Annotated in this window: 20 protein-coding genes; 8 read left to right on the top strand and 12 right to left on the bottom strand. The window is 63.0% G+C overall.

The annotated features are described in order from the left end of the window. Positions 1-11: 11 nt before the first annotated feature. The 4 genes from SC318_RS12840 to SC318_RS12825 are packed head-to-tail and all read right to left on the bottom strand — an operon-like array spanning position 12 to position 4505. Positions 12-1004, bottom strand: a complete 993-nt coding sequence (locus SC318_RS12840; protein WP_320431102.1) for a LacI family DNA-binding transcriptional regulator — start codon at positions 1002-1004, stop codon at positions 12-14. A 25-nt stretch (positions 1005-1029) separates the two neighbouring features. Beyond that, a complete protein-coding gene (locus SC318_RS12835) occupies positions 1030-1962 on the bottom strand; it encodes an ABC transporter substrate-binding protein (protein ID WP_320431101.1) in 933 nt (310 codons plus the stop codon). A 34-nt stretch (positions 1963-1996) separates the two neighbouring features. Next, positions 1997-2980 (bottom strand): ABC transporter permease subunit, encoded by a 984-nt coding sequence (locus SC318_RS12830; RefSeq protein WP_320431100.1) that lies wholly within the window; start codon positions 2978-2980, stop codon positions 1997-1999. Next, the gene (locus tag SC318_RS12825) at positions 2973-4505 is read right to left on the bottom strand and encodes a sugar ABC transporter ATP-binding protein (RefSeq protein ID WP_320431099.1); all 1533 of its coding nucleotides are present in this window, start codon (positions 4503-4505) and stop codon (positions 2973-2975) included. Before SC318_RS12825 ends, SC318_RS12830 begins: the two co-directional genes overlap by 8 nt. 313 nt (positions 4506-4818) lie before the next feature. Here SC318_RS12825 and SC318_RS12820 point away from each other — a divergent pair, with 313 nt between their 5' ends. From SC318_RS12820 to SC318_RS12800, 5 genes are all read left to right on the top strand, one after another. Continuing rightward, positions 4819-6159, top strand: a complete 1341-nt coding sequence (locus SC318_RS12820; RefSeq protein ID WP_320431098.1) for a sensor histidine kinase — start codon at positions 4819-4821, stop codon at positions 6157-6159. After that, positions 6144-6527: a response regulator gene (locus SC318_RS12815; RefSeq protein ID WP_320431097.1), complete on the top strand. Its 384-nt coding sequence runs from the start codon at positions 6144-6146 to the stop codon at positions 6525-6527. Before SC318_RS12820 ends, SC318_RS12815 begins: the two co-directional genes overlap by 16 nt. A 9-nt stretch (positions 6528-6536) precedes the next feature. Next, positions 6537-7790, top strand: coding sequence for an EAL domain-containing response regulator (locus SC318_RS12810; protein ID WP_320431096.1), 1254 nt, complete (start codon positions 6537-6539; stop codon positions 7788-7790). An 83-nt stretch (positions 7791-7873) separates the two neighbouring features. Beyond that, entirely contained in the window at positions 7874-9220 is a 1347-nt protein-coding gene (locus tag SC318_RS12805; RefSeq protein WP_320431095.1) for a cation:proton antiporter, read from the top strand. A gap of 55 nt (positions 9221-9275) precedes the next feature. Beyond that, a complete protein-coding gene (locus tag SC318_RS12800) occupies positions 9276-9623 on the top strand; it encodes a helix-turn-helix domain-containing protein (RefSeq protein WP_320431094.1) in 348 nt (115 codons plus the stop codon). Here the strand turns inward: SC318_RS12800 and SC318_RS12795 are convergent. From SC318_RS12795 to SC318_RS12785, 3 genes are all read right to left on the bottom strand, one after another. Continuing rightward, the gene (locus tag SC318_RS12795; protein WP_306493134.1) at positions 9614-9748 is read right to left on the bottom strand and encodes a hypothetical protein; all 135 of its coding nucleotides are present in this window, start codon (positions 9746-9748) and stop codon (positions 9614-9616) included. The genes SC318_RS12800 and SC318_RS12795 overlap by 10 nt on opposite strands. Before the next feature lie 11 nt (positions 9749-9759). Beyond that, entirely contained in the window at positions 9760-9975 is a 216-nt protein-coding gene (locus SC318_RS12790; RefSeq protein ID WP_320431093.1) for a hypothetical protein, read from the bottom strand. A gap of 85 nt (positions 9976-10060) precedes the next feature. After that, positions 10061-10606, bottom strand: coding sequence for a hypothetical protein (locus tag SC318_RS12785; RefSeq protein WP_320431092.1), 546 nt, complete (start codon positions 10604-10606; stop codon positions 10061-10063). 372 nt (positions 10607-10978) lie between these two features. Between SC318_RS12785 and SC318_RS12780 the strand changes: the two genes are divergently transcribed. Both SC318_RS12780 and SC318_RS12775 read left to right on the top strand, forming a co-directional pair. Further along, positions 10979-12388 carry a circularly permuted type 2 ATP-grasp protein gene (locus SC318_RS12780; protein WP_320431091.1) on the top strand — a complete coding sequence of 470 codons (1410 nt, stop codon included), beginning with the start codon at positions 10979-10981 and terminating at the stop codon, positions 12386-12388. A gap of 2 nt (positions 12389-12390) precedes the next feature. Continuing rightward, positions 12391-13341, top strand: a complete 951-nt coding sequence (locus tag SC318_RS12775) for an alpha-E domain-containing protein (protein ID WP_306493138.1) — start codon at positions 12391-12393, stop codon at positions 13339-13341. Positions 13342-13634: 293 nt separating this feature from the next. Here the strand turns inward: SC318_RS12775 and SC318_RS12770 are convergent, their stop codons facing one another. Together SC318_RS12770 and SC318_RS12765 are read right to left on the bottom strand one after the other, a co-directional pair. Next, entirely contained in the window at positions 13635-15893 is a 2259-nt protein-coding gene (locus SC318_RS12770) for an ATP-dependent DNA helicase (RefSeq protein WP_320431090.1), read from the bottom strand. Next, a complete protein-coding gene (locus SC318_RS12765) occupies positions 15890-17536 on the bottom strand; it encodes a VRR-NUC domain-containing protein (RefSeq protein ID WP_320431089.1) in 1647 nt (548 codons plus the stop codon). Before SC318_RS12765 ends, SC318_RS12770 begins: the two co-directional genes overlap by 4 nt. 201 nt (positions 17537-17737) lie before the next feature. On the opposite strand from SC318_RS12765, the gene SC318_RS12760 reads away from it, so the two are divergent. Further along, a complete protein-coding gene (locus SC318_RS12760) occupies positions 17738-17962 on the top strand; it encodes a YgdI/YgdR family lipoprotein (protein ID WP_003191162.1) in 225 nt (74 codons plus the stop codon). A 141-nt stretch (positions 17963-18103) separates the two neighbouring features. On the opposite strand, the gene SC318_RS12755 is transcribed toward SC318_RS12760, so the two are convergent. The 3 genes from SC318_RS12755 to SC318_RS12745 form a co-directional block, all read right to left on the bottom strand. Next, complete coding sequence (locus tag SC318_RS12755) at positions 18104-19528, bottom strand: polyurethane esterase (RefSeq protein ID WP_320431088.1); 1425 nt, start codon at positions 19526-19528, stop codon at positions 18104-18106. Between the two features lie 89 nt (positions 19529-19617). Beyond that, the gene (locus SC318_RS12750) at positions 19618-22725 is read right to left on the bottom strand and encodes an autotransporter domain-containing protein (protein ID WP_320431087.1); all 3108 of its coding nucleotides are present in this window, start codon (positions 22723-22725) and stop codon (positions 19618-19620) included. 97 nt (positions 22726-22822) lie between these two features. Further along, positions 22823-25780: an autotransporter serine peptidase EprS gene (locus SC318_RS12745; RefSeq protein ID WP_320431086.1), complete on the bottom strand. Its 2958-nt coding sequence runs from the start codon at positions 25778-25780 to the stop codon at positions 22823-22825. Positions 25781-25872: the final 92 nt, after the last annotated feature.

Genomic DNA, 25872 nt, shown 5'->3' with positions numbered 1-25872 from the left:
GGGTGGTCCAATCAGTCACAGCCACAGGAATGACGCACGTGCAGGCGTGGCGCCAGGCGTACGCTGTGTTTGGGTGCAGTGGGAGTTGCCATGCGTTGCAACAACAGCTCGACAGCACGGGCGCCCAGTTGCTGGACCGGCTGGGCGATCAACGTCAGGCGCGGCACGAAAAAATCCGCCCAGTCGAAATCATCGAAGCCCACCAGGGCCATGTGCCCCGGCACGTCGAGGTGGGCGTCTCGCAGGGCGTGCATGGCACCGAGGGTCATCAGGTTATTGCCGGCCATGATGGCCGTGGGCGGCTCGGCCAGGTTCAGCAACTGCTGGGTGGCCTGGCGTGCCGGTTCGGTGTTGGAGCCGCCGTTGACCAGCAACTGCGGATCGAACGCCAGCCCCGCCGCCTGCAGCGCGGCGTGGTATCCCGCCACCCGCTCATCGGTGGTACTGAAACCGCTGCGCCCGGCGATAAAGCCGATGCGGCGGTGCCCGTGGGCAATCAGGTGTGCGATCAACGCCTGGGTGGCCTGGCTGTTCTCCACCCCGACCTGGTCGAACTGCTCGCTCATCATGCGATCCACCAGCACGGCCGGAATCTCGTTGGTGCGCAGGTACTCCAGGGCCCGCGAGCCGTTCGACGGCGCCAGTACAATCCCGTCGACCCGCCGGTGATGCAGCGCAGTAACGACCCGCAACTCTTGCTCCGGGTCGTCGTGGGTGTCGACGAACAGCATCATGTAGCCGTGCCGGGCGCACTCGGTTTCAATCGCGTGCACCGTCTCGCTGAAGTAATGGTTGGACAGCGCCGAGATCGCCACGCCGATGGTGCTGGTACTCGACCGTGCCAGCGAGCGGGCCAGGGTGTTGGGCGTATAGCCCAACGCCTGAATCGCCCGCTGCACCGCCTGCACCGTCGCCGGGCTGACCTTGCGCGTCCCGTTCAACACATGGGACACCGTCGACGTCGATACCCCGGCGCTGCGTGCCACGTCATCCATGGTGACCATGGCGCTATCCCCTTGGGTCAACGACTCAATGTTTGCTCGACCAGCCGCTGTAGGTGCCCACGTTGTCACGGGTGATCAGCTTGGGCGTGAGCAAGGTCACCGCTTCAGCCGGGGCTTTGTCGTTGAGCAGGTCGTTGCCTACATCCACGGCGGTCTGGGCCATGGCCCACGGGTCCTGGCTGGCGGAGGCCTGGATCTGGGTGTCGGTCTTGAGCGCGTTCTCGATATCCGGCGCGCCGTCCACCGAGGTGATAATGATGCCGCTGCGCTTGAGCTGCTTGGCCGCCAGATCGCTGCCAATGGCTTGCGGGTCGTTGATCGCGAACAGGCCGTCGATCTTCGCAAAGCGCGTGAGGTAACCCTGCATCACGTTCAAGCCGCCTTCACGCGAGCCTTTGCCGTCCTGATCGTCGGACAGCACCTTGATGTCGGGCGCGCCGGCCAGGGCGGCCTTGCAGCCTTTGACTCGATCCGTCACGGCGGTGACTTGCGGGCCGTTCTGGATGATCACGTTGCCCTTGCCCGAGAGCTTGTCCACCAGGTACTGGCAGGCCAGTTTGCCGGCTTCGACGTTGTCGGTCTGCACCGTGGCGTTGACGCCCTTGGCATCCACATCCACCGCCACCACCACAATCCCGGCGTCCCGCGCTTTCTTGATCGCCGAGGCCATGGCGGACGGGTCGACGGCGTTGATCAGGATCAGGTCGACCCTGGACGAGATGAAGTTGTCGATCTGCGAGAACTGCTTGCTCAGGTCATAGTCCGCCGACACCGACGTCACCTTGACGTTGGGGTTGAGTTCCTTGGCCCGCGCCGTGGCGCCGTCGGCCAGGGTCACGAAATACGGGTTGCCCAACGAGCCCATGCTGATGCCCAGGGCCTTGAGTTCGCGGGCTTGCACGGCTTGGGACATCAGGGCAGCCAAGGCAATGACGGGAAAGATGCGTTTGATGTTCATGGGGGTCTCTCTTGTGATTGTTGTAGGAGTGAACTCAGGTACGGGCGCCGGACTGGCGATAGCGATCCAGCGCCACCGCGCCGATGATCACGATGCCCTTGATGATGTACTGCCAGATATCCGATACCCCCAGCAGCACCAGGCCATTGGTGAGCACCGCGATGATCAGGGCGCCGATCAGCGTGCCGCCGATGGTGCCGACGCCGCCGGTAAAGCTGGTGCCGCCCAGGATCACCGCGGCAATCGCGTCCAGTTCATAGGACTGCCCCAGTTGCAGGCCGTTGGCGGCGAACAGGCGCGAGGCGCTCATCACCGCGCCGAGGCCAGCCAGCGCACCGGACATGGCATAGACGAACAGCAGCACCTTCCACACCTTGATCCCCGACAGCCGCGCCGCTTCCGGGTTGCCGCCCACCGAGTAGATCTGCACGCCCATCACCGTGCGCCGCAAGATAAACCACGACATCACCACCACCGCCACGGCGATGATCACCAGCCACGGCACGCCGAGGACTGAGTCGTTGCCGATAAAGGCAAACGGCAAATCGGGGTTGAACACCGTCTTGTCATCGGCCAGCAACCGCGCCAGGCCGCGCATGGCGGTGAGTGCGCCGAGGGTGACGATAAACGGCGGCAGGCGCATGAAGGCGATCAGCCCACCGTTGACCAGCCCCAGCAACAGGCCGAAACCGATCCCAGCGGCAATACCGAACATGCCGAACTGCGGCGACATCGAGGCCTGCAACGCCACCACCGCCGACGCGGCCAGGATCGCCCCCACCGACAGGTCGATGCCCGCCGTGAGAATCACGAAGGTCATGCCGGCCGCCAGTACCACGTTCACCGAGGCCTGCTGGGTGATGATCGACAGGTTCTGCATGGTCATGAAGTTCTCGCTGGCCAGGGCAAACCCCACCAACAGCAGCACCAGCACCGGCAACATGCCCACCGTGCGCATCAACTCGCGTACGCGCTCAGCCTTGCCCGTCGTTGTTGTTGCGATATTCAATTCAGCCATTGGCCACCACCTGATCGCCACCGGTGGCGAGGTCGATAATACGTTCCTGGGAGATGACGTGACCGGAGGCCCCGCCGACTTCAGCCACCAACTGGCCTTCGCGCATGATCAGCACGCGGTCGCACGTGCCGATGATTTCCGGCAGTTCGCTGGAAATCACCACGATGCCGACACCCGCCTGGGCCAGTTGATTGATGATGCGGTAGATCTCGGATTTGGAGCCGATGTCCACGCCACGGGTGGGCTCATCCAGAATCAGCACATGCGGCTTGACCTCCAACAGCCGCGCCAGCAAGACCTTCTGCTGGTTGCCGCCGGACAGCGCGCCCACATTGACCTTGCCGGACGCCACGCGAATCGACAGCGACTTGATCGCATCGTTGGCGCGCTGCGCGGCATGTGCGCGGTCCAGCACCCCACCGGCGCGGGCGTCCGGCACGCAGGCGCATACGTTGATGTTGTCGGCCACGCTCATGTCCAGGAACAGGCCCTGGGCCTTGCGGTCCTCGGTGAGGTACACCACGCCGGCGCGGATCGCATCGGCCGGGGTGCGCAGTTGGGTGACGGTTTTGCCGACCACTTCCAGGGTGCCGCTGGTGCGCGGGTCGGCGGCGAAGATCAAGCGCGCCAGCTCCGTGCGCCCTGCCCCGACCAGCCCGGCAATGCCCAGCACTTCGCCGGCATGCAGGTCGAAACTGCAATTGCGCACGCGCTTGCCGTCGGCCATGTCGCGCACGCGCATCACCACGTTGCCGGGGTTATAGGCGGCGTGTTCTTTCTTGTAGAAGCCGGACAGGTCGCGGCCCACCATCATTTTCACCAGCACGTCGGCCGACAGCGCATCGCGGGTCAACTCGCCGATGTACTGGCCGTCGCGCAGCACCGACACCCGGTCCGACAACTCATAGATCTCGGCCATGCGGTGGCTGATGTAGATGATTGCCAGGCCTTGGCTGCGCAGTTGCTTGATCAACGCAAACAGGCGGTCGGTCTCGCGCGACGACAGTGGCGTGGTCGGCTCGTCCATCACCAGGATTCGGGCGTGGGCATGCAGGGCACGGGCGATTTCCACCAACTGGCGTTCGGCGATCGACAGGCTGCTCACCGGGGTGGCCGCAGTGAATTCAGCGCCGAGGCGTTGCAGCACTTGCAGGCAACCGGCTTGCATGCCTTTGCGGTCGATGGTCCAGCCACGGCGCAGTTCGCGGCCCAGGTAGATGTTCTCGGCCACGCTCAGGTTCGGGCACAGGCTCAACTCCTGATAGATCACGGCGATGCCGAGGGCTTTGGCGATGGCGGGGGTAAAGCTGGCGACGGGTTGGCCGTCGATGCGGATTTCGCCGCCGGGGTCGGCCTGGTAGGCGCCGGAGAGGATTTTCATCAGCGTGGACTTGCCGGCGCCGTTCTCCCCCATCAAGGCGTGGATTTCGCCGGGGTAGACCTTCAGGCCGACACTTTTGAGCACGCGCAAACCGTTGAAGGTTTTGCTGATGCCCTGCATCTCAAGCAAGGGTTCAAGGCTCATGGATGAGCTCCTGGATTTATTGTTTTTGTTGTCGAGTGCTGCCGACTCTAGTTCAGATACATTTGCTTACGCAAGCGCTTGCGTCGCCATTTATCGGCTTGATGAAACGTTTCACCCACGGCAAAAACAGCAAAACCTTGCAGCGCCGGCTTTCTAGCGTCAAATGGATGTCATCGGCCATCAAAACGCCATAATTCTGCTATTGTCTACAGAACTCATCTCCTCCTTTTCGCGCTTGCGCGATCTTTTGTGAGCATGTTCTGCGCCAGCGTGTTACGCGATGGCGGGCCTGAAGTTCCCGGAATGCCTGGCAATGGACACATCCCTACCCGACCCGCCCCAGTCACGCGCCGAAAAGATCGTCGAGTTCAAACGCCAGAAAACCCTGCTCAAGACCGGCGCGCTGCAGGATGCGATCTTCAACAGCGCGTATTTCTCCAGTATCGCCACGGACGAAAAAGGCGTGATCCAGATCTTCAACGTCGGCGCCGAACGGATGCTCGGTTATGCCGCCGCCGATGTGCTCAATCTCATTACCCCCGCCGACATCTCCGACCCCGGCGAACTGATCACCCGCGCCGCCGCCCTGAGCCTGGAATTCGATACGCCGATCACGCCGGGCTTCGAAGCCCTGGTGTTCAAGGCGTCCCGAGGCATCGAAGACATTTACGAACTAACCTATATCCGCAAGGACGGCAGTCGCTTGTCCGCGATGGTGTCTGTGACCGCGTTGCGCAATCGCCATGACACCATCATTGGCTACCTGCTGATCGGTACCGACAACACCGCGCGCAAGCAGGAAGAAGCCGAGCGCAAGGGCTTTGAGCGCGCGCTGGAAGAAAAGAACCTGGAGCTGGAACACGCCAGCCGCATGAAGACGGAGTTCCTCGCCACCATGTCCCACGAACTGCGTACGCCGCTGAACGCGGTGATCGGCTTTTCCGAGGCGCTCAAGGATGGGCTGGTGGGTGAGATGAGTGAGGTGCAGCGCGAATACATCGGCGATATTTTCACCAGCGGCCAGCATCTGCTGTCGCTGATCAACGACATTCTCGACCTGTCCAAGGTCGAGGCCGGGATGATGGACCTGGAGCTGGAGCCCGTAGAACTCGACGGGCTGCTGGCCAACAGCTTGCTGATCGTGCGGGAAAAGGCCGCGCTGCAGCGCATTGAGCTCAAACTCGACTGCGCGACGGATTTTGGCGTGCTTGCTCTGGACCTGCGCAAGACCAAGCAAATCATCTACAACCTGCTGGCCAATGCGGTGAAGTTCAGTGAACACGGTGCCCGCGTGACCCTCGCAGTGCGTGAAGTCAGCCGCGCCGAGGTCGGCCAGGTGCCTGAGGATTGGCCGACACACGGGTTCGCCCTGCCACCCAGCGCGTTCCAGTGCTTTCTGGAACTGAGCGTGAGCGACACCGGCATCGGTATCGCCGAAGACGACATGGACAAGCTGTTCAAGGCCTTCAGCCAGATCGACAGCAGCCTGGCGCGCAAGTTTGAAGGCACCGGCCTTGGGTTGGCGCTGGTCAAGCAACTGACCGACCTGCACGGCGGCAGCGTCGCCGTGGCCAGTCGCGTGGGCCTGGGCGCTCGCTTTGTGGTGTGGCTGCCATTGCATCGTGCCGCGGAGGCATCATGGCCGAGATCCTGATCGTCGAAGACAACGAGGCGAACATGCGCCTGGCCCGCCTGCTGTTGGTCCACGCCGGGCATACGGTGCTGTGCGCCACGGATGCCGAAACCGGCCTGACCCTGGCCCGGGAAAAACAGCCGGCGCTGTTGCTGATGGACATCCAGCTGCCGGGCATGGACGGCCTGGCCGCCACCGCCCTGCTCAAGCAAGACCCCGTCACGGCCCATATCCCGGTGATCGCCCTGACCGCGATGGCGATGAAAGAGGACCGGGAAAAGACCCGGCTGGCCGGCTGCGATGCGTACATCATCAAGCCGCTGCGCTACAAAGAGCTGTATCAGGTGATCGACAACTTGCTGCAACAGACCATCAGCCCCCTCACATGAGTCCTCTCCATGGCCAGCCCACCCGCCACGCTGTTGATCGTTGACGACGAACCCCTGGTTCGCAAGCTGCTCGAAACCCTGCTGCAGCCCGAGGGCTACCGCATATTGAGCGCCGACAGTGGTGAAGAAGCCCTGCGCCTGGTGGCCCAACAACCACCGGACCTGATCCTGCTGGACATCATGATGCCGGGCATGGACGGTTATGAAGTGGCCAGCCACTTGAAGGCTGACGAGTCCACCGCCAGCATTCCGATCATCATGCTGTCGGCCCTCAACGAGCCCAGCGCCCGCGTCAGTGGGCTGCAATCGGGTGCCGAGGAGTTTCTGAGCAAGCCGGTGGAGCGCGTCGAGCTGTGGCTGCGGGTGCGCAACCTGCTGCGGCTCAAGGCCCGTGGTGACCAGTTCAAAACGCATAGCCTGTTGCTCGAACAGCAACTGCAGCGCCAAACCGATGAAACCGCCGGCACGAGCCTGCCTGACCTGGCACGCCAGGACATGGAAAAGGACCTGCGCCTGGCGGTGGAACACGGGGATTTCACTTTGCACTATCAACCCAAGCTCGAGCTGGCCGGCGGCCAGATCGCGGCGTTGGAAGCCCTGCTGCGCTGGGATCGCCCAGGCCATGGCGCGATCTCCCCGGCGGTGTTCGTGCCGCTGCTCGAAAGCCTGGGGTTGATCGTGAGCGTTGGGCGCTGGGTAATCGAGCGTGTGTGTCAGCAGATCGCCACGTGGCAGGACGGTGCCGTCGGTGCGGTGCAAGTGTCGGTCAACGTCTCGGGGCACCAACTGATCGAGGGCGACCTGATTGCCGATATCGCGCAGATCCTGGCCAGCACCGGGGTTCAGGCGCGTTACCTGGAAGTCGAACTGACCGAAGGCTCGTTGATGGAAGACACCCAGCACACCATCGCCAGCCTGCAGCGCCTGCGCACCCTGGGGGTAAAAATCTCCATCGATGACTTCGGCACCGGCTATTCAAGCCTGGCGTACCTGCGCCGTTTTCCCATCGACACCCTCAAAATCGACATCGCGTTTATCAGGGAAGTCACCACCAACCCCCAGGACGCGGCCATCACCCGCACCATCATCGAACTGGCCCACAGCCTGAACCTGCAGACGGTCGCCGAAGGCGTGGAAACGCCGGAGCAACTGGAATTCTTGAAGCAAGCCGGCTGCGATCAGATCCAGGGCTATCTGTTCAGTCGACCGTTGCCAGGGGCCAGTGTGGAGCGCCTGCTGCTGGAGCACCGAGCCGGGGCATGATGCGCGCCAGCGCCAAACCACATTGAACCTGTATCGGACCGTGCGCCTCCAACCTAGATAGACCACGCCCGGACGCACGCTTAATGACGTTTATTCTATGGATGGCCGTACTGGGGGCCATTTTGCTGATACTGGCCCTCACCTCCTCCTACCTGCGCTGGATGCCGGTGACCACCTCGGCGGTGTGCCTGTTGCTGGGTGTGGCGATCGGTCCGCTGGGCGTGGACCTGTTGCGCCTGGACATCAAGGGTTCGGCGCGCTGGATGGAGCACCTGACCGAAGTCGCGGTGCTGTTTTCGCTGTTCGTCAGCGGTCTGAAACTGCGCCTGCCCCTTAAGCATCGCACCTGGCGTATCGCCTTTGGCATGGCGGGGCCGGTGATGTTGCTGACTATCCTCGGCGTTTGCCTGGCGTTGCATTACCTGTTCGAACTGCCATGGGGAGTGTCGATGCTGGTGGGCGCGATCCTGGCACCTACCGACCCGGTGCTTGCCGGACTGGTTCAGGTCAACAATGCCCAGGACTATGACGCGCTGCGTTTCGGCCTGTCGGGCGAAGCCGGCATGAACGACGGCACCGCCTTTCCCTTCGTGATCTTTGGCCTGTTGTTCATGCAGCACGGCGGCTTCGACGGCAACTGGTTCGGCGGTTGGGTGCTGAAAAACCTGCTGTGGGCGGTGCCGGTCGGGCTGTTGATTGGTTACTGGATGGGGCGTGGCATCGGTCGCGTGACCTTGCGCCTGCGCCTGATCAATGCCGACAGCACCTTGTCACCCAATGACTACCTGACGCTGGCGCTGATCGCCCTGGCGTATGTGAGCGCCGAAGCCGTCGGCGGTTACGGGTTTCTGTCAGTGTTCGCAGCGGGCCTGGGGCTGCGCCAGGCCGAGTTCAAATCCACCGGTTACGCCCCGACCCCCGCCGAGCATCTGGCGCAGCCGGTGGTGGGCCACCTGGAGATCGAGCCTGAGCGAGCCCTGCACGGTGATGTCAGCCAATTGCAGGATACGCAGATCGCGGCCGGTGTGATGATGGGCGATATGCTGGCTTTCGGCAGCCTGGTGGAGCGCTCCATGGAAGTGTTCCTGGTGACGCTGCTGGGTATTGTGCTGGTCAGTCATTGGGACTGGCGCGCGCTGGCGGTGGCCGCGTTGCTGTTCTGTGTGATCCGCCCGCTCAGCGTGTTCGCAATGCCTTGGGGCCGCCTGATGGACCGCCGGCAACGCAGCCTGGTCAGTTGGTTCGGCATTCGCGGGATCGGCAGCATCTATTACCTGTTCTATGCCCTCAACCACGGGCTGGTCGGCACCAGCAGCGCGGTGGCGGTGAACCTGACCCTCTCGGTGATCGCGTTGAGCGTGGTGGTGCATGGCCTCAGCACTCAGCCGATGCTGGTGTGGTACGAGCGCCGCGCCGCGCAAAAAAATTGAATCCTGCGCCGCGCCCGGGTTTCAAACAGTCAGTACCTACAGCGCGAGTCAACAGATGAAAAACATAGGGCAACGATTGCTTGAGGAACGCCAGCGCCTGGGGTATTCCCAGCAGTATCTGGCACAGGCGGGCGGCGTGAGCGTGCACGAGCAGCATCAATATGAACAGGGCGAAGACCTGCCCCGGGCCGACTATCTGGCCCAGTTGGCCGCCCATGGGGTGGATGTGGTGTATGTGGTGACCGGCAAGCGCAGCACGGTGATCAACATCAGCCGCCATCAGGCGCAGACCTTGATGGACAACCGCGTGGTAGGCCAGGAGGTAGCGCTGGACGGCCCGCCTGAAGAAGATCTCTACTTCAAGCTCAGCGATCCCTCCGGCCCGCCACCGGATCAGTCCTGATCTTCGGTGTGACCGACGTCCGCCGCTTCATCCAGATCGTTGAGCGGCACTTCGGCATCGTCCATCAGCGAGCCTGGGTCTTCATTGCCAGGATCGTTGAGTTCTTCATCCAATTCTTTTGACATGACCTTCTCCTCTAACCGCCTTGGGTATCGATATCGGCATCGGTTTCAGGCTTGGGCTCGAGCGGCTCAGGCTTGAAGTCTGGACTGTAGTCGTTTTCCTCGGCCACCGGATCACTTGCCGGTGCTGGATCCTTGGGTGCATCGGCGGCGGTGCCGGGGGCCGGCTCGCCACCGTCAATCACCGGGTCGTTGCGGTTGTGGGTCTGGGGATCGTTATCTGTCGTCATGGCGCACCTCTTCGCAGGCCTGTGGGAAATCTGTACCACGTAAAACTAAGGCGCTGCGTCAACCCGTGAAGTTCAGTCCGATTGCTCAATGCAACGGGTTGTCGACCTGGATATAGAAGGCATAGACGCCCAACACCAGCCAGAACACCATGAACAGCCACGGCGCACGCATGGAAAACAGCAGCGACTTGCGATAGCCCTTGTGCGACGACTCCATCTCGGAGAATAGCGGCGACTCATCGTAGGCCATGCCCATCACCGGTTCACTGCGCAGCAGCTCGCTTTGCTTGTAGTGCCAGTGGTCGATGATCTCGTAGGCGGCGCGTATGCCAGGCCAGGCGTTGAGGGAACTGAGAATGCCCAGCAAGGCGAGAAACACCGGCACCACCAGGGTGAACAACTTGCCCCACTCCGGGTTGAGGTTGCCCATACCGGAAACGAAAGCAATCACCAGGAACGACTGCGCGGTGAGGTAGGCGTCGGTACGGTTGGCCAGGATACTGGTTTCGTACTGGATCTCGCGACGATAGAAATCGAGCCGGTCCTTGGGCGAACCGAAGATCTTGGCGTTGTGCTCGCTGTGGTCGGTCAGGGCCGCTTCCGGGGTGTCGGGCGAAATGATTCTGGGCACGACGTGGCTCCACGTGGTTTCAAGACTTAATTAGAAGAAATCGGGCTGGGTGAAGTTCAAGTTTTTCGCGCACCAAATTGGAGCGCTCTTGAAGACCCCGAGGACTGCTCAGGGGGGCGCTTCGCAGCCCGGCGGGAGCAAGCGCCCTCGCCACAGGGCGATCGCGTTGACTTGGCCGTTTCGGCACACGCTTTGCTTAAACCATTCATCTGCCGGTAAACAGGAGCATGCGTTACCCCCCGACCCAGAGCCGACTCCATAAGAAAGTAAGGACCAGGCCCGTTGGCACCCTAAGCCACGGGCTCATAAAAAAATGCGTTTTTTCAAGCGGCAGTGCCACCCAGCAATCCTGGGCACTGACAAGGTACTGGAATGGCTCGATCTTTCTTCGATGAAATGAATGACGCAGACGGCGCGTGCCGCGCGCACTATCAGGATTTCTCGCGCTGGCTGGCCAATACGCCGCCGGAACTGCTGGCCCAGCGGCGCCGTGAGGCTGATTTGCTGTTCCACCGCGCCGGGATCACCTTCACGCTGTATGGCGACGAGCAGGACACCGAACGCCTGATCCCCTTCGACATCATCCCGCGCAGCATCCCCGCCAGCGAATGGAGCGTGATCGAGCGCGGCTGTATCCAGCGGGTCACGGCGTTGAACATGTTCCTGGCCGATATCTACCACGACCAGCGCATCATCAAGGCCGGGATCATCCCCGCCGACCAGGTGCTGGGTAACGAGGGGTATCAACAGGCGATGGTCGGCCTGGACCTGCACCGCGACATTTACTCGCACATCTCCGGCGTCGACCTGGTGCGCGACGGCGACGGCACCTACTACGTGCTCGAAGACAACCTGCGCACCCCCAGCGGCGTGAGCTACATGCTCGAAGACCGGAAGATGATGATGCGCCTGTTCCCGGAAGTGTTCGCCAGGCAGCGCATCGCGCCAGTGGACCACTACCCCAACCTGCTGCTCAAGACCCTCAAAAGCGCCAGCCGCCTGGACAACCCCAACGTCGTTGTGCTCACGCCTGGGCGCTTCAACAGTGCCTTCTTCGAACATGCGTTCCTCGCCCGGGAAATGGGCGTGGAGCTGGTGGAAGGCGCCGACCTGTTCGTGCACGAGCTCAAGGTATTCATGCGCACCACCGACGGCCCCAAGCCGGTGGATGTGATTTACCGACGCATCGACGACGCGTTCCTCGACCCCAAGGCCTTCAACCCCGATTCGATGCTCGGCGTACCCGGCCTGGTGGCCGCCTATTGCGCCGGCAACGTGGTGCTGGCCAATGCCATCGGCACCGGCGTGGCCGATGACAAGTCGATCTACCCCTATGTGCCGGAAATGATCCGCTTCTACCTGGATGAGGAGCCGGTGCTGCAGAACGTGCCGACCTTCCAGTGCCGCAAGCCCGATGAACTGTCCCACGTGCTGGCCAACCTTGAGCAACTGGTGGTCAAGGAAACCCAAGGCTCCGGCGGCTACGGGATGTTGGTCGGCCCGGCGTCGACCGCCGCCGAGATCGAGGACTTTCGCCAACGCATCAAGGCCCGCCCCCACGCCTACATCGCCCAGCCGACCCTGAGCCTGTCGACCTGCCCGACCTTTGTCGAAAACGGCATCGCGCCACGGCATATCGACCTGCGCCCGTTCGTGCTGTCGGGCAAGGAAACGCGCCTGGTGCCCGGTGGCCTGACCCGGGTCGCGCTGAAGGAAGGCTCGCTGATCGTCAATTCGTCGCAAGGCGGCGGAACCAAGGACACCTGGGTGGTGGAGGGCTGAGTATGTTGAGTAGAACCGCCGCGGATCTGTACTGGATGTCCCGCTACCTGGAGCGCGCCGAGAACCTGGCGCGCATGCTGGAAGTCAGCTATTCGCTGTCGCTGATGCCCCACGCCGGGCGCAGCGATGGCCTGGACGAACTGGCGATGTCACTGCTCAGCAGCGGCACCCTGGACAATTACCTGGAACGCCACAAGCAACTGGACGCCGAGCGCATGCTGCATTTCTTCGCCCTCGACGAAGAAAACCCGGCCAGCATCTACAACTGCCTGCGCGCTGCCCGGGGCAACGCCCACGCCGTGCGCGGGCGCATCACCGCCGACATGTGGGAAAACCTCAACGCCACCTGGCTGGAAATGCGCAGCATCGCCGCCGGCGGCCTGGCGCGCCATGGCATCAGCCACTTCTGTGATTGGGTCAAGCAGCGCTCGCACCTGTTTCGCGGCGCAACTTCCGGCACCATCATGCGCAATGACGCCTATCGGTTCATTCGCCTGGGCACCTTTGTCGAGCGTGCGGATAACACCCTGCGGCTGCTGGATGCGCGCTATGAGATGTTTGGCGAAGAGTCCGAGGAAGTCAGCGACCTGTCGGCGCGCGGTTACTACCAGTGGAGCGCCCTGCTGCGCGCACTGTCGTCGTTCGAGGCGTATACCGAGCTCTACCCGAACGCCTTGAATGCGCGCTCGGTGTCGGAATTGCTGTTGCTGCGCAGTGACGTGCCGCGCTCGCTGCATGCGTGCGTCGAGGAATTGAGCCATATCCTCGCCGACCTGCCCGGCAGTTACGGGCGCACCGCGCAGCGCCTGGCGGCGGAGTTCGAAGCGCGGTTGCGGTACACCGGGATCGACGAAATTCTGGAAGACGGGCTGCACACCCGGCTGACCGACTTTATCGACACCGTGCGCGAGTTGGCGCGGGCGATACAAAGCTCCTACCTGGAAGTGGTCTAAGCCCCAACACCGTGCAAATGTGGGAGGGGGCTTGCCCCCGATGGCTGTCTCTCAGCCAGCTTATTTGTAGCTGACCCACCGCTATCGGGGGCAAGCCCCCTCCCACAGTTACTTAGGGTGTGTCAGTTGGAACTGGTAGTGCTTCAAGCAGTTGGATCAGCAGGTCGGCCTCGAGCACCAACAACACTGGAGATCCAATGTGGGAGGCGGCTTGCCCCCGATAGCGGTGTGACAGTCGACAGAGTTATTGACTGATCTACCGCCATCGGGGAAAGCCCCCTCCCACAATGGGGCTAGGTAGCGATCGACCACCAGCTGGGCAGCAACTGGCGCACCCGCGCTTCACCGAAACGGTCGTCGATCAGCATCACCACGCCGCGGTCGTGCTGGCTGCGGATCACCCTCCCCGCTGCCTGCACGACTTTCTGGATACCGGGATACAGGTAGGTGTAGTCGTAGCCCGCACCGAAAATCGCGCCCATGCGCGCTTTCATCTGTTCATTCACCGGGTTGAGCTGCGGCAAGCCCAGGGTCGCGACAAACGCCCCGATCAGGCGCGCACCGGGTAAATCGATGCCTTCGCCAAAAGCACCGCCCAGCACGGCAAACCCGATACCCTGGCTGTGCTGGGTGAACTGGTCGAGAAACGCCTGGCGCTGCGCCTCGGCCATGCCCCGCGATTGCAACCACAGCGCGACCTGGGGATGACGCTCGGCCATCAACTGCGCCACCTGTTGCAGGTAATCGAAGCTTGAGAAAAACGCCAGGTAGTTGCCCGGTTGCTCGGCGAATTGCCGGGCAATCAGCGCCACGATGGGTTCCAGCGACGCTTGACGGTGCACGAACCGCGTGGAAATGCGGTCGATGATGCTCACCCGCAATTGCTCGGCGTTGAACGGCGACTCGACGTCGACCCAGGCGGTGTCGGTCGGCAACCCGAGCAAGTCGGCGTAATAGTGGCGCGGGCTCAGGGTCGCGGAAAACAGCACGCTGCTGCGCGCGGCGGTCAACCTGGGCCGGATGAATTCGGCCGGCACCACGTTGCGCAGGCACAGGGTCGAACTGCTGCGCTTGCTGCTGTACTGGCGTTTGCTGATATCGAAAATGAAGTGTTCATTGAACAGCTCGGCCACCTTGGCAAATTGCAGCGCCTCGAAGTAGAAGGCTTGCAGGTCGCCGCTGAGGGCTTCGGGGTGGTCGTTGAAGTAATCGCCCATGGCGCTGGCACACAGGCTCAGGGCCTGGAGCAGCTTGTCGGGTTTGCTCGCATAGGCCTGATACGGCGCGAGCTGGTCCTTGTGCAACGCATTCCACTCGCGGTTCAGGCGCTGCAAGGGCTTTTTCAGCGCCTCGGGTGCACCCTCGCGCAAGGTCTTGAGGCTGTACTGATCAAGGCTGGCGCTGTACATCGAACGCGCCCGCTCGACCAGGTTATGGGCTTCGTCCACCAGCACCGCGACCCGCCACTGGTTGAGCTGGGCCAGGCCGAAGAGCATCGCGCCAAAGTCGAAATAGTAGTTGTAGTCGGCGACCACCACGTCGGTCCAGCGCGCCATTTCCTGGCTCAGGTAATACGGGCAGACATCGTGGGCCAGCGCCACCTCGCGCAGATGACGTTGATCGAGCAGGCGCACCCCGGTCGCGGCCTGGCGCGCGGCGGGCAAGCGGTCGTAAAAGCCTTTGGCCAGCGGGCACGACTCGCCGTGGCAGGCTTTATCCGGGTGCTCGCACGCCTTGTCCCGCGCCACCAGTTCCAGCACGCGCAAAGGCAAGTCGGGGCTGCTGTCGTACAACACCTGGGCGGCGTCCAGCGCCAGCTTGCGGCCCGGGGTCTTGGCGGTGAGGAAAAACACGGTGTCCAACTGCTGGGGCGCCAGGGCCTTGAGCATCGGAAACAGCGTGCCGACGGTCTTGCCAATCCCCGTGGGCGCCTGGGCCATCAGGCAACGGCCGGTACTCACCGCTTTGTAGACCGATTCGGCGAGCACACGCTGGCCGCTGCGGAACTCGGCGTGGGGAAAGGCCAGGCCTTGCGCGGCATGGTTGCGCGCCTCGCGGTGCTGCATTTGCTGGTGAGCCCATTTAAGGAACAGCGCGCATTGCTGGTTGAAGAAGTGTTCGAGCTCGGGCGCGGCAAAGCGCTGGGTGAGCAGGGTTTCGCCTTCGCCGACGATGTCGAAGTACACCAGCGCCAGCTCAATGTCGCTGAGCCCGAGTTTCTGGCACATCAGCCAGCCGTAGACTTTGGCCTGGGCCCAATGCAGCTGCCGATGGTTGGCCGGCTGGGCCTGGAGGTCGCCGCGATAGGTTTTCACTTCTTCCAGGCGGTTGCTGTCCGGGTCATAGCCGTCGGCCCGGCCGCGTACCTTGAGCTGCGCGTACTCGCCTTCCAGCGCCACTTCGTTCTGATAGTGCGCGCTGCGCCGCGACGCCACCGTGCGATGGCCGACGATGCCTTCCTGGGCGCTGGGCGACGGGGTAAAGCGCAGGTCCAGATCCCCGACCTTGGCCGTGAACTCGCACAACGCCCGCACCGCGACGCTGTAACTCAAGCGGCCTGCTCCCAGCGCACGTAACAGACCGTGACCGGCATCTGGTATTCACCGCAGAACTCCAGCCAGCGCAACTGGTTGTCCTGCAGGCGGTCGCCAGGGCCCTTGACCTCGATCATGCGGTAGGTTTTCTGCGCCGGCCAGAACTGGATCAGGTCGGGCATTCCGGTGCGGTTGGCACGGATGTCCAGCAACAGCCGCTCGAACCAATAGCGCAGGTGCTCGGCGGGCAGGCAGGTCAGGGCTTGCTCCAGCAGTTCTTCGCTGAGCAGGTTCCAGAACACGAAAGGCGATTGAATCCCCCATTTTTCCGCATAGCGCTGGCGGATGGTGGCCTTGTAGCGCTCGTCGCGCAGTTGCTCGAAGCAGGCGCTGAACAACGCGGCGCGACGTTGCTGGAAGTCTTCGCTGTGCAGGTCGGCGGGCCCGCGCTGGAACGGGTGGAAAAACGCGCCTGGCAGCGGCGCGAAAATCACGTCCCAGCACAGCAGGCCGAACAGCGAATTGATCAGGCCGTTCTCCACGTAGTGCACCGGCGCGTCCGGCTCGCTCAGATGGGCCTGCACGCAATACTCCACCGACATCAGCGGCTCGGGGAATGCCAGGGCGAGGTCCAGGCGCGTGAGGTCCCGTGGCTTGGCCTTGGGTTGTCTCGGCTCACCCAGCTTGCGCCGCAGGCGCGGCAACACGCGCAACAGGTGTTGCTGCTCGGCGGCACTTTCCGGTGCCTGCTGCGCGGCAACAGCCAATGCCAGCGCTTGCGCATAAGCCTCTTGGCGCTCCAGCACGCGGATCAACCGCGAACGCGCGCCGGGGTAGCCGCAGCCGCGATAGATCTGTTCGGCCAGCGCCAGTTCAGCGCTGCGCTCACAGTATTGGCCGATCTGGAACAGCAGTTTGGCGCGGCGCTTTTCCAGCCAGGGGTTGTCGGTGTGCAGCGTGGCGATATGGGCCAATACCCTATCCAACGCCTCGCCCGCGTCGAAAGCCTGCTGGCATTGGTGCAGGAACACAAAGCCCTTGACGTCGGCGCGGCTGCGCAACCCACGGGACTCTGCGCTGAACGCGACCTTCTCGTAGGTGTAGATGCCCAGGTCGGCGAGCACGAACTCCGACCAGTCCTGATAGAGGTTGCCGAAAAACATCAGGCGCAGGCGGTCGCACAACTCCATCACCGTGAGGCTGTACAGCACATCGTCCAGATCGGGGCACCAGTGGGCAAAGCTGCGGCTTTCATCGAAGCGCTCTGCCAATGGTGCCAGCCAGTCGGATTTCCGGGCTTTGGGCTGGTCGATCCAGGGCCTGAAGGCTGTGAGCAGTTCGCCTTTTTGCAACAAGCCGAACAGTTCCTCAAAGCCCAACAGGCATTGGGCATCCACCCAGCCGAACGCCAACAGCGGCTGCATGGCCGCATGCGGGCAGCCGACCTCCTGATAACTGAGCTTTGCCCCACGAAAGTGCACGCCCTTGCGCATGACCATGCGCACCAATAACGCCTGGGACGCTTGCGGCAAGCTGTCGAATTGCTGAATGAACTGCAATTCGTGCGGGTCGAGCAAATCGGCGTAGCGCTGCTCCAGCCAACTCAGCACTTGGCGGAAGTTGTGCAGGTAATACAAGGGGTCTTCGAGGGGGTTGGCCATGGCGCAAAGCAATCGACTACTGGTTATGCATACAGAGTGCCGTTGCAAACGCGTTGTTGCAATCAGTAATAGATAAGTGGCGCCTGCAACTTTTTGCAAAAAAGCGATCAGATGAGGGAGCTGATCGCGTAACATTTATGCCCCGCAGCCAGACGCTGCGGGGCTTTTAAGCGGGACTATTCAGGGTAAAGGTAAGGGTAAATGAACATGAAGAATTTGGGTCTGCCGCTGGTTGCACTCACTTTTCTGGTCTTGGCCGGTTGCTCCACGCAAACGGTGGTGACGTTGCAAAACGGCACACAGTATTTGACCAAGGACACCCCCAACGCCAAGACCGCCGACGGCTTCTATGAATTCACCGACATCGCCGGCAAGCGCATCCGGATCAAGGCGGATGATGTGGCCACGGTGCGCAAGGAAAAATAATCCCTTATTGATCGTTGTACGCCGATCAAAATGTGGGAGGGGGCTTGCTCCCGATGGCGGTGGGTCAGCCAGCTTATGTGTAGCTGACCCACCGCTATCGGGGGCAAGCCCCCTCCCACAGTTTTTACTGCATTGCGCCCTTCAGCCGATCATTATCCCCTCCCCCGACACACTGCTCACACCCACCAGTGTCACCGAGTCGGCGCCGAAGCTGATCACGGTATCCGCGCCTACCAGCTTGGCATGATCGCGGTAATCGGTGCTGCCCCCTACCCCGTCGAACACCAGCTTGTCCGTCGCCTGATAGCCAATCACCCGGTCGTTGCCAAAGTGCCCGCTGAACAGAAAGGTGTTATGCCCGCTGCTGTCGCGAATCGTGTCGTTGCCTTTGCCGCCTTCGATGAAATCGGCTCCCTTGCCGCCCTGGATCAGGTCGTTGCCGTGACTGCCGATAATGAAGGTGTTGCCCTTGTGCGTTTCGGCATTGCGGTTGAGGTCTTGCACCCAGGTGGTGGCCCGCGCCGGGTCGGACAGGTTGGCGACGATCACCGTTGAATCGCGGGTCATCTGCTCATAAAAACCCGAATCGAGAACGCGCGTCATGCCATCGCCATAACCGGTGGGCAAGTGAGACACCCAGGTCGGCAGGTTGAGGATGGAAAAGGGCAGCGCGTTCCACAGCGTTGATGCGTAATGGTCGTTGAAGCTGACGATGTTATCGGTGGTTGATTCGTGGGGTTTGTCATGCACGCCCAGCGTCGACAGGGTCGACGACGTACCCTCCAGCGCACGGAACACCGGGTCATTTTCGTAGCCCACGTTCAACACCTTGTCGCCGGCACTCTGGGTCGGCGAGGCATAGGCGACGTAGTTGGAGTCCTTGTAGAAGCCCGACCACTTGCTGTCGCTCAAGTCGGCCATGCTGTTGACCGCAAGCCCACCGAGGCTGTGGCCGCTGACCACTACGTCGTGGCCGCTCAGGCCGTGGGCACCAGCATAGTCGGCGACGTTCTTGAGCAGGCCGCCGAACGCTTCGCCAGCATAGTTTTTCGCGTAGTCCTTGGGGCCAATGGCGGCAAGCAGATCATTGATCAGGTCGCCGATGGAGTCGGTGATCAGGTTTTCACGCGGCCCCGAAGTGCCACGAAAGCCGATGCCGATCTCGAGCAACTTGCCCGCGTCATCGTACTTGCCCAGTACCTCGACCTGAGCCGTGGCGTAGGCGGGCTTTTCGCCAAAGAAAGTGCCCCGGGCGTCGACTTTGCCGGTGTAGCCCAGGGTGCTGGCGCTGATGGGCGTCCAGCCGGCCTGCTGCACCGCGTCGAGGGCGGCTTTTTCGGAATCGGGATTCCAGGGAATGCCGGGAATCACCCCCTGGGAATCGGTGCTGCCCAGCAAGGCGCCCACCAGCGTGGCCGGCAAGCCCAGGCCCAGGCCGTTATGCTGATACCCCACGGCGAAGCCGTTATCCAGGTTGTGGTAGGAATACAAAGTGATGGCCATCGCATCGGCGAACAGCGTCTTGGAGCCCTCGGTGCCGAGGTTTTTGTAGTCAAAGATACCCATGGTATTGCCTCTCTGTTGTTGGATTTGTAGAGAAAGCCAAAACACCTGTCACCCCCTGACGGCACCACGCGCCAGGGGGTGTTGAAGCCTTAGAACGCCCAGTCCAGGCTCAGGCCGACGCCATGCACCTTCTCCTTGCTGGCCAGCAAACCGTTGTAATCGAAGTTGACCCGCGCATCCTTGCTCAACGCCAGGCTCACCCGTGCCCCCACCAGCGCGGCATCACGCACCATCGGCGCGCTTTCCACCGCGAACGAAGGGCCACCCGAGGCAAACGCCAGGTGCTGTTCGGAGTCGGTGCTGCTCAAGTTGTGCTGCCAGCCCAGGGTGCCGGACACTTCCAGTTGCTGGTGATCGTTGACGTTGAAGGTCTTCAAGGCGCGCACGCCCAAGGTGCTCAGCACCAGGTCGCGGCTGTCGTCGCCACTTTTCAGCGCGGCGGCATCGCCCTTCTCGGTGAAGCCATCGGTGTCCAGGTGCACGTAGGCCAGGTTGGCGAACGGTTCCAGGGCCAGTGGTTGCAGGTTGACGCGGTACGCCGCCTCGGTGAACACCTGGGTGCTGTGGGCATCGACCTTGGCTTTCTGCTTGCCGCTGACGTCACCGTATTGCAGGTCGCGCTTCACATCGGCGCGGTGCCAGCTGTAGGTCGCGCCGCCACTCAGGCGCCAGGCGCCAATCTCATGCCCGGCGTAGGCGCCGAAGTGGTAACTGTCCACCGAGGCACGGCTATGGGTATCGCTGCCCATGTTCAGCGACGTATCGCTGTAGCCCGCCACCAGACCGATGCGTGTCGCGTCGTCGAGGGCACCGTCCACACCGGCGAGCATGCCGCCGATAGACGTGGTGTAGCCCGCCGTGTCGCTGCGGCTGTCGGTCTTGCCCCAGGCACCCAGTGCCTTGACCCACACGTTGCCACGGCTGTCGATGGCCTGGCTGGTCGCGCCCATTTCACCATTGCGCAGCCGTTCGCCCACTGCTTCGCGCACGTAGCGGCTGTCATTGACCAGCGCGGTCTCCAACGCCGGGTAGACTTCGCCACTCAGTTGCTGGAACGCGCCCTGGGCCGAGGCCGCACTCGGTGACAGCAACAGGCTTTCATACACCCCATTGCCCGCACCCAATTGCTCGGCGGCAGCGGCGACGGCGCGCTGGTTCGGCGTTGCGGCCACACTGGCGAAGCTGTTGGTGCGCGCCACATCCAGCTGCACGCCGTTGGCTGCGTAGTTCAGGGTGCCACCGATGAACAGGTAGTCCGGCAATACCGCACCGAAGCTGCCGGTGATACCGCCCGCCGCTTGCAGGATGTTGTACTGGCGGCCGATCAGGCTTTGCGCCTGGGTTGCGCTCAGTAACGTCGGGCTGTTTTCCAGGGCCAGGGTCACGGTGCCGCCGTTCAGCGTGGCGGTGCCGCCGGCGACGATACGGTCGCTGCTGGTGGGCGACAATTCCACTGCGTAGGTCGAGCCCGCATCGAAGGTGACGTTACCCGCCACGTTCAACGTACCGATGGAGTTGCCCGGCGCCACGGTGCCGCCGCTTTTTGCGGTCAGCGAGCCAATACGCCCCGAGCCACCGACAACGCCGCTCTGGCTGACGGTCACGTCGGAGGTAACCGAGCCGTTAATCGCCAGCAACCCCTGGTTGACCAGGGTCGGGCCGCTGTAGGTGTTGGCGCCGGTCAGCACCAGCGCGCCAATGCCCTGCTTGGTCAGGCCGCCATGCCCGGAGATATCGTTACTCCACACATCCAGCCCGCAGTGCACATCGTTGCACACCCGCTCGGTCGGTTTGCCGGCATCCACCACCGCGCCGATCCCCGGCAGGTCCGCGACGAACTGGCCGCTGCCATAAGCGCCGTCAATGCGAAACTCAGCCGGAATGTCCTCGGCGGTAATGAACATCCCCGGCCCATTGACCGCCTTGCCCAGGTTGATCATGCCCCAGCCGTACAAGGAGTCGATGCCCGGCGCGCCAAGGTCGGTGGCGGTGGTCTTGAGCAGCGTGGAGATCTGGTCGCCACTCATGTACGGGAAGCGCTCCATCAGCACCGCCGCGCTGCCGGCCACGTGGGGCGCGGCCATGGAGGTGCCGTTGAAGTTGGCGTAGTCGTTGGTGAGGTTGTCCAGGTTGGTGCCGTTGATGATCGAACTGAAAATCTTGGTACCCGGTGCCGACACACAGAAACTCGCCGCATAGCCGCAGCGCGAAGAGAAGGTACTGATCACATACGGGTTGGCGCTGGTGGTGTCCGGGTTCTGCTGCAAGGCGGCCACCGACAGCCAGTTCGGAGCAATCTCGGGGACGAAGTACGCCAGGCCCGAAATGGCGTCCGGGTTGTTGCGGTTGTAGTCGTTGCCAGCGGCAAAGATCGTCAGCACGCCGCTGCGGGCAGCGTCGATTGCGCCTTGGTAAGCGCCGCCGGCAATCGTGCCGAGGATCGGTCGGATGGTGTTGAACTGCGCCTGGGCCTCATTGACCGTGAAGTTGGGGAAGGCGGGATCGCGGCCACCCTTGGCGTACTGATCACCGATGCCGATGCCCCAACTGTTGTTGATGATTCGCGCGCCGCTGGCGACCAGCGCATCCCAACCGGCTTTGTACACCGCGCCGTCGTTGCCCAGGATGATCCCGTCTTCCGGGCCTGGGTCGCCGTTTTCCGCACTGATGATTTGCGCGTTGAACGCCACGCCATGCATCGGCCCGCCGTCGCGGTTACCGGCAGCAATGCCGCCGACGTGGGTGCCGTGGTTGCCCAATTTGCCGTTGGAGCCCAGGGATGGCGTGCCGTCGTAGCGAAACGCATCACCGGCCTTCACCGGAATATACGGGTCGGTGTATTGGCGGATGCCCTCGGTAACGATTGTCACCACTTTGTTGGGGCTGGCGAATTCCGGGTGTGGGGCGTACACCGGCTGGTCGAAGATGCCCAGCTTGACGCCCTTGCCGGTGTAGCCTGCGGCGTACGCCGTGTCGGCATGTACCGCGCCCAGGCCCCAGTCGGCCTTGAACTCATTGCTGCGCCAACTGGCGGCGTCGCCCAGCTTGCCGGTTTCCACATAGGGTGCGGCCTGGGCGGTCCCCAGGCTTGCCAGGCAGCACAGCAACGCGCCGTATGGCACGCAGCTCAAAGCCTTGAGCGGATAGCCCGGGCCGGTGTGGATGGCGGTAGTTAACCCTGACTTGCGTTTTTTCACGGTGACCTTCCTTAGTTTTCTTATTGCCAGTATGTGAATCGCTTCCAATGTGGGAGGGGGCAAGCCCCCTCCCACATTTTTGATCGATGGAGTTCCTTTAGAACTGCCAGTTCAGGCTCATCCCCACGCCCTGAGTTTTCTCGCGCCCACCCAATTGGCCGTTGTAATCGAGGTTGACCCGCGTCGACGGGCTCAGCGCCAGGCTTGCCTGCACGCCCACCAGCGCGGCATCGCGCAGCAACGGTGCGCTGCGTACGTCGAATGAAGGCCCACCGGCGACAAACGCCAGGTGTTCTTCGGACTCGACGGCGGTCAGGCTGTGTTGCCAGCCCAGGGAACCCGACAGCTCAAGCTGCTGGTGGTCATTGAGTGCCAGGGTTTTCAGCGCCCGCACGCCCAGGGTACCGAGCACCGCATCGCGTCGATCGCTGCCGCGCTCCAGAGCCGCCGCGGCGCCTTTTTCGTGGAACGAATCACTGTCCAGGTGCACGTAGGCCAGGTTGGCGAAGGGCTCCAATGCCAGCGGTTGCAGGTGAATGCGGTACGCGGCTTCGGTGAACAGTTGCGCGGTGCTGGCGTCCAGCTTGGTCTTCTGCTTGCCGCCGACCTCGCCGTATTGCAGGTCACGCTTCACATCGCCGCGGTGCCAGCTGTAGGCACCGCCGACGCTGACCCGCCAGTCGCCCAGCTCACGCCCGGCATAGGCGCCGAAGTGATAGCTGTCGATGGACGCCGAGGAGTGAGTGCCGCTGCCCAAGCTCAATGAACTGTCGCTGTAACCGGCCACTACGCCGACACGGGTCTGTTCGTCCAGCGCGCCGTCGACGCCGGCCAGCAAGCCGCCGATGGACGTGGTGGAACCCGCCGTTTCACCGCGATTGTCCGACTTGCCCCAGGCGCCCAGGGCCTTGAGCCACAGATTGCTTTCACCGGCCACCGGCGTGTGGCGCAAGCGCTCGCCTACCGCGTCACGCAGTTGGCGGCTGTCGTTGATCAACATCGCGCCCACGGCCGGGTAGATTTCACCGGACAGCTGCTGCAAGCCCTGTTGCGCCGTGGCAATCGAGTCCGACTGCAACAGGCTTTCGTACACGGGATTGCCGGCGCCGAGTTGCTCGGCGGCAGCGGCAACGGCGCGCTGGTTGCGGGTGGCGCCGACGCTGGCAAAGCTGGCATCGTTGCGCCCCACCGCCAGTTGCACGCCGTTGGCGGCATAGTCCAGGGTGCCGCCCAGGAACAGGTAGTTCGGCAGCACTTGGCCGAACTGGCCCTGGATGCCGCCGGCCGCTTCAAGAATCGAGTACTGACGACCGATCAGGCTCTGGGCCTGGCTCTGGCTCAACAAGGTCGAGCTGTTTTCCAGGGCCAGGGTCACCGTGCCGCCTCCCAGCACCGCCTTGCCGCCTGCAACGATGCGGTCGCTGCTGGTCGGCGTCAGCTCCACGGCATAGGTGGAGCCCGCGCCCAGGTTCACATCCCCGGCCACCTGCAAGGTGCCCACCGAGTTGCCTGGTGCCACGCGCCCGCCGCTGGTCACCGACAGCGCGCCGATACGCCCGGAGCCGCCGAGGGTGCCGCTGTTGTTGACGGTGACGGCCGAGGTCAGCGAGCCGTTCACGGCCAACAGCCCGCCGTTGACGGTTGTTGCACCGCGGTACGTGCTGTCGCCGCTGAGCACCAGGCTGCCGGCGCCGGACTTGATCAGGCTGCCTTCGTACACACGGTTCGCCGCGGCTTGATCGCGCGCGCTGCCCACGGCGTAGTCGGTCTGGTCCTGCTGGCTGGCCGTGGCGCCCACACCGTTCTGCCAGCCTTTATCGATCAGGGTCTGCTGCCAGGCACTGTGCTCGGCGCGGTCTTCTGCCTGGCGCTGGAGCAATGCCTGGTCGGAAATGCCGTTGCTCCACACATCGCCCTGCCCGGCCGCCAGGTTCACGTCGGTGACGCCGAGCAACTGCCCTGGCCCGTGCATCGCCCGGCCCAGGTCCGGCACGCCCCAGCCGACGATGGCGTTGGGTACCTGGGTGATTGAGCCGTCGAGTTGCGTGGCGGTGGTCAACAGCACCTGCAACGCCTGCTCGTTGGTCATATACGGGTAGCGCTCCATCACCAGCGCCAACGCACCGGTGGCATGGGGCGCCGACATCGAGGTGCCGGATTTCACACCGTAACCGCCGTCCGGGATGGTGCTGTTGATCAGCGCACCGGGGGTGGAGATACACCAGTACTTGGCGATGCCACACTTGTTGTATTTCTGGTTGTTGGCCTTATCCAGCCCCGACACCGCCAGCCAGTGGCCTTCCAGTTCCGGTTGGAAGTACGGCAAGGCCGAGCGCACGCTGGCGTTCGCGTAACCGCTGTTGCCGGCGCTGAACACGTTGATCACACCGGCCTTGGCCACATCCGCCGCCGCATCCAGCCAGGTGCCACGGTTGTAGTGCTGGGCATAGGCTGCATGCAGATCGCCCAGGGTCTGGTAGCTCACGTCCTTGGGCTGGCTGCCCCAGCTGTTGTTGATGGCGCGCACGCCGGAATCCACCAGGGCGCTGTACACCGCCTTGAAATACTTGGGGTCCGGGGTCGGGCCGAACAGGAAGCTGTCGTTGGCGTTGGTGTTGCCGACAAACACCTGGGCGTTATACGCCACGCCATGCATGCCCACGCCGTCGCGCGCCGCGCCCATGGTGCCGGTGACGTGGGTGCCGTGGGAATCGTTGTTCGGGTTGAGCGCGCCCGTGGTGCTGAACGCACTGCCATCGACGTAAGTGCCGCTGGCCGTGACCGGATGGAAGCGGTCTTTGGACGCTTCGGGGTGATTGGGATCAAAGCCCGAGTCCAGCGCGCCGATCTTCACGCCATTGCCGCTGATGCCGGCGGCATAGGCTTCATCGGCCTTCATGCGCCCCAGGCCCCAGTCGCTCTGGTATTCGGCCGAACGCCAGCTGGCGGGGTCTCCCGGTTGACCGGTCTCGGCATATTGCGCCTGTGCCGCAACGGACAGCAGCAGCAATGAGCCTGCGGTGAAGGGTTTGAAACGTGGTGAATGGGTGATCATCCGTACACTCCTGTTTATTGTTATTCGCCCTGCACAAGTGAGCCTTTTTGTGGCGAGGGAGCTTGCTCCCGCTCGACAGCGCAGCTGGAGCC

The sequence above is a fragment of the Pseudomonas sp. MUP55 genome, from assembly GCF_034043515.1.
Lineage (GTDB): Bacteria > Pseudomonadota > Gammaproteobacteria > Pseudomonadales > Pseudomonadaceae > Aquipseudomonas.
This window is presented reverse-complemented; position numbering and strand designations above follow the sequence as displayed.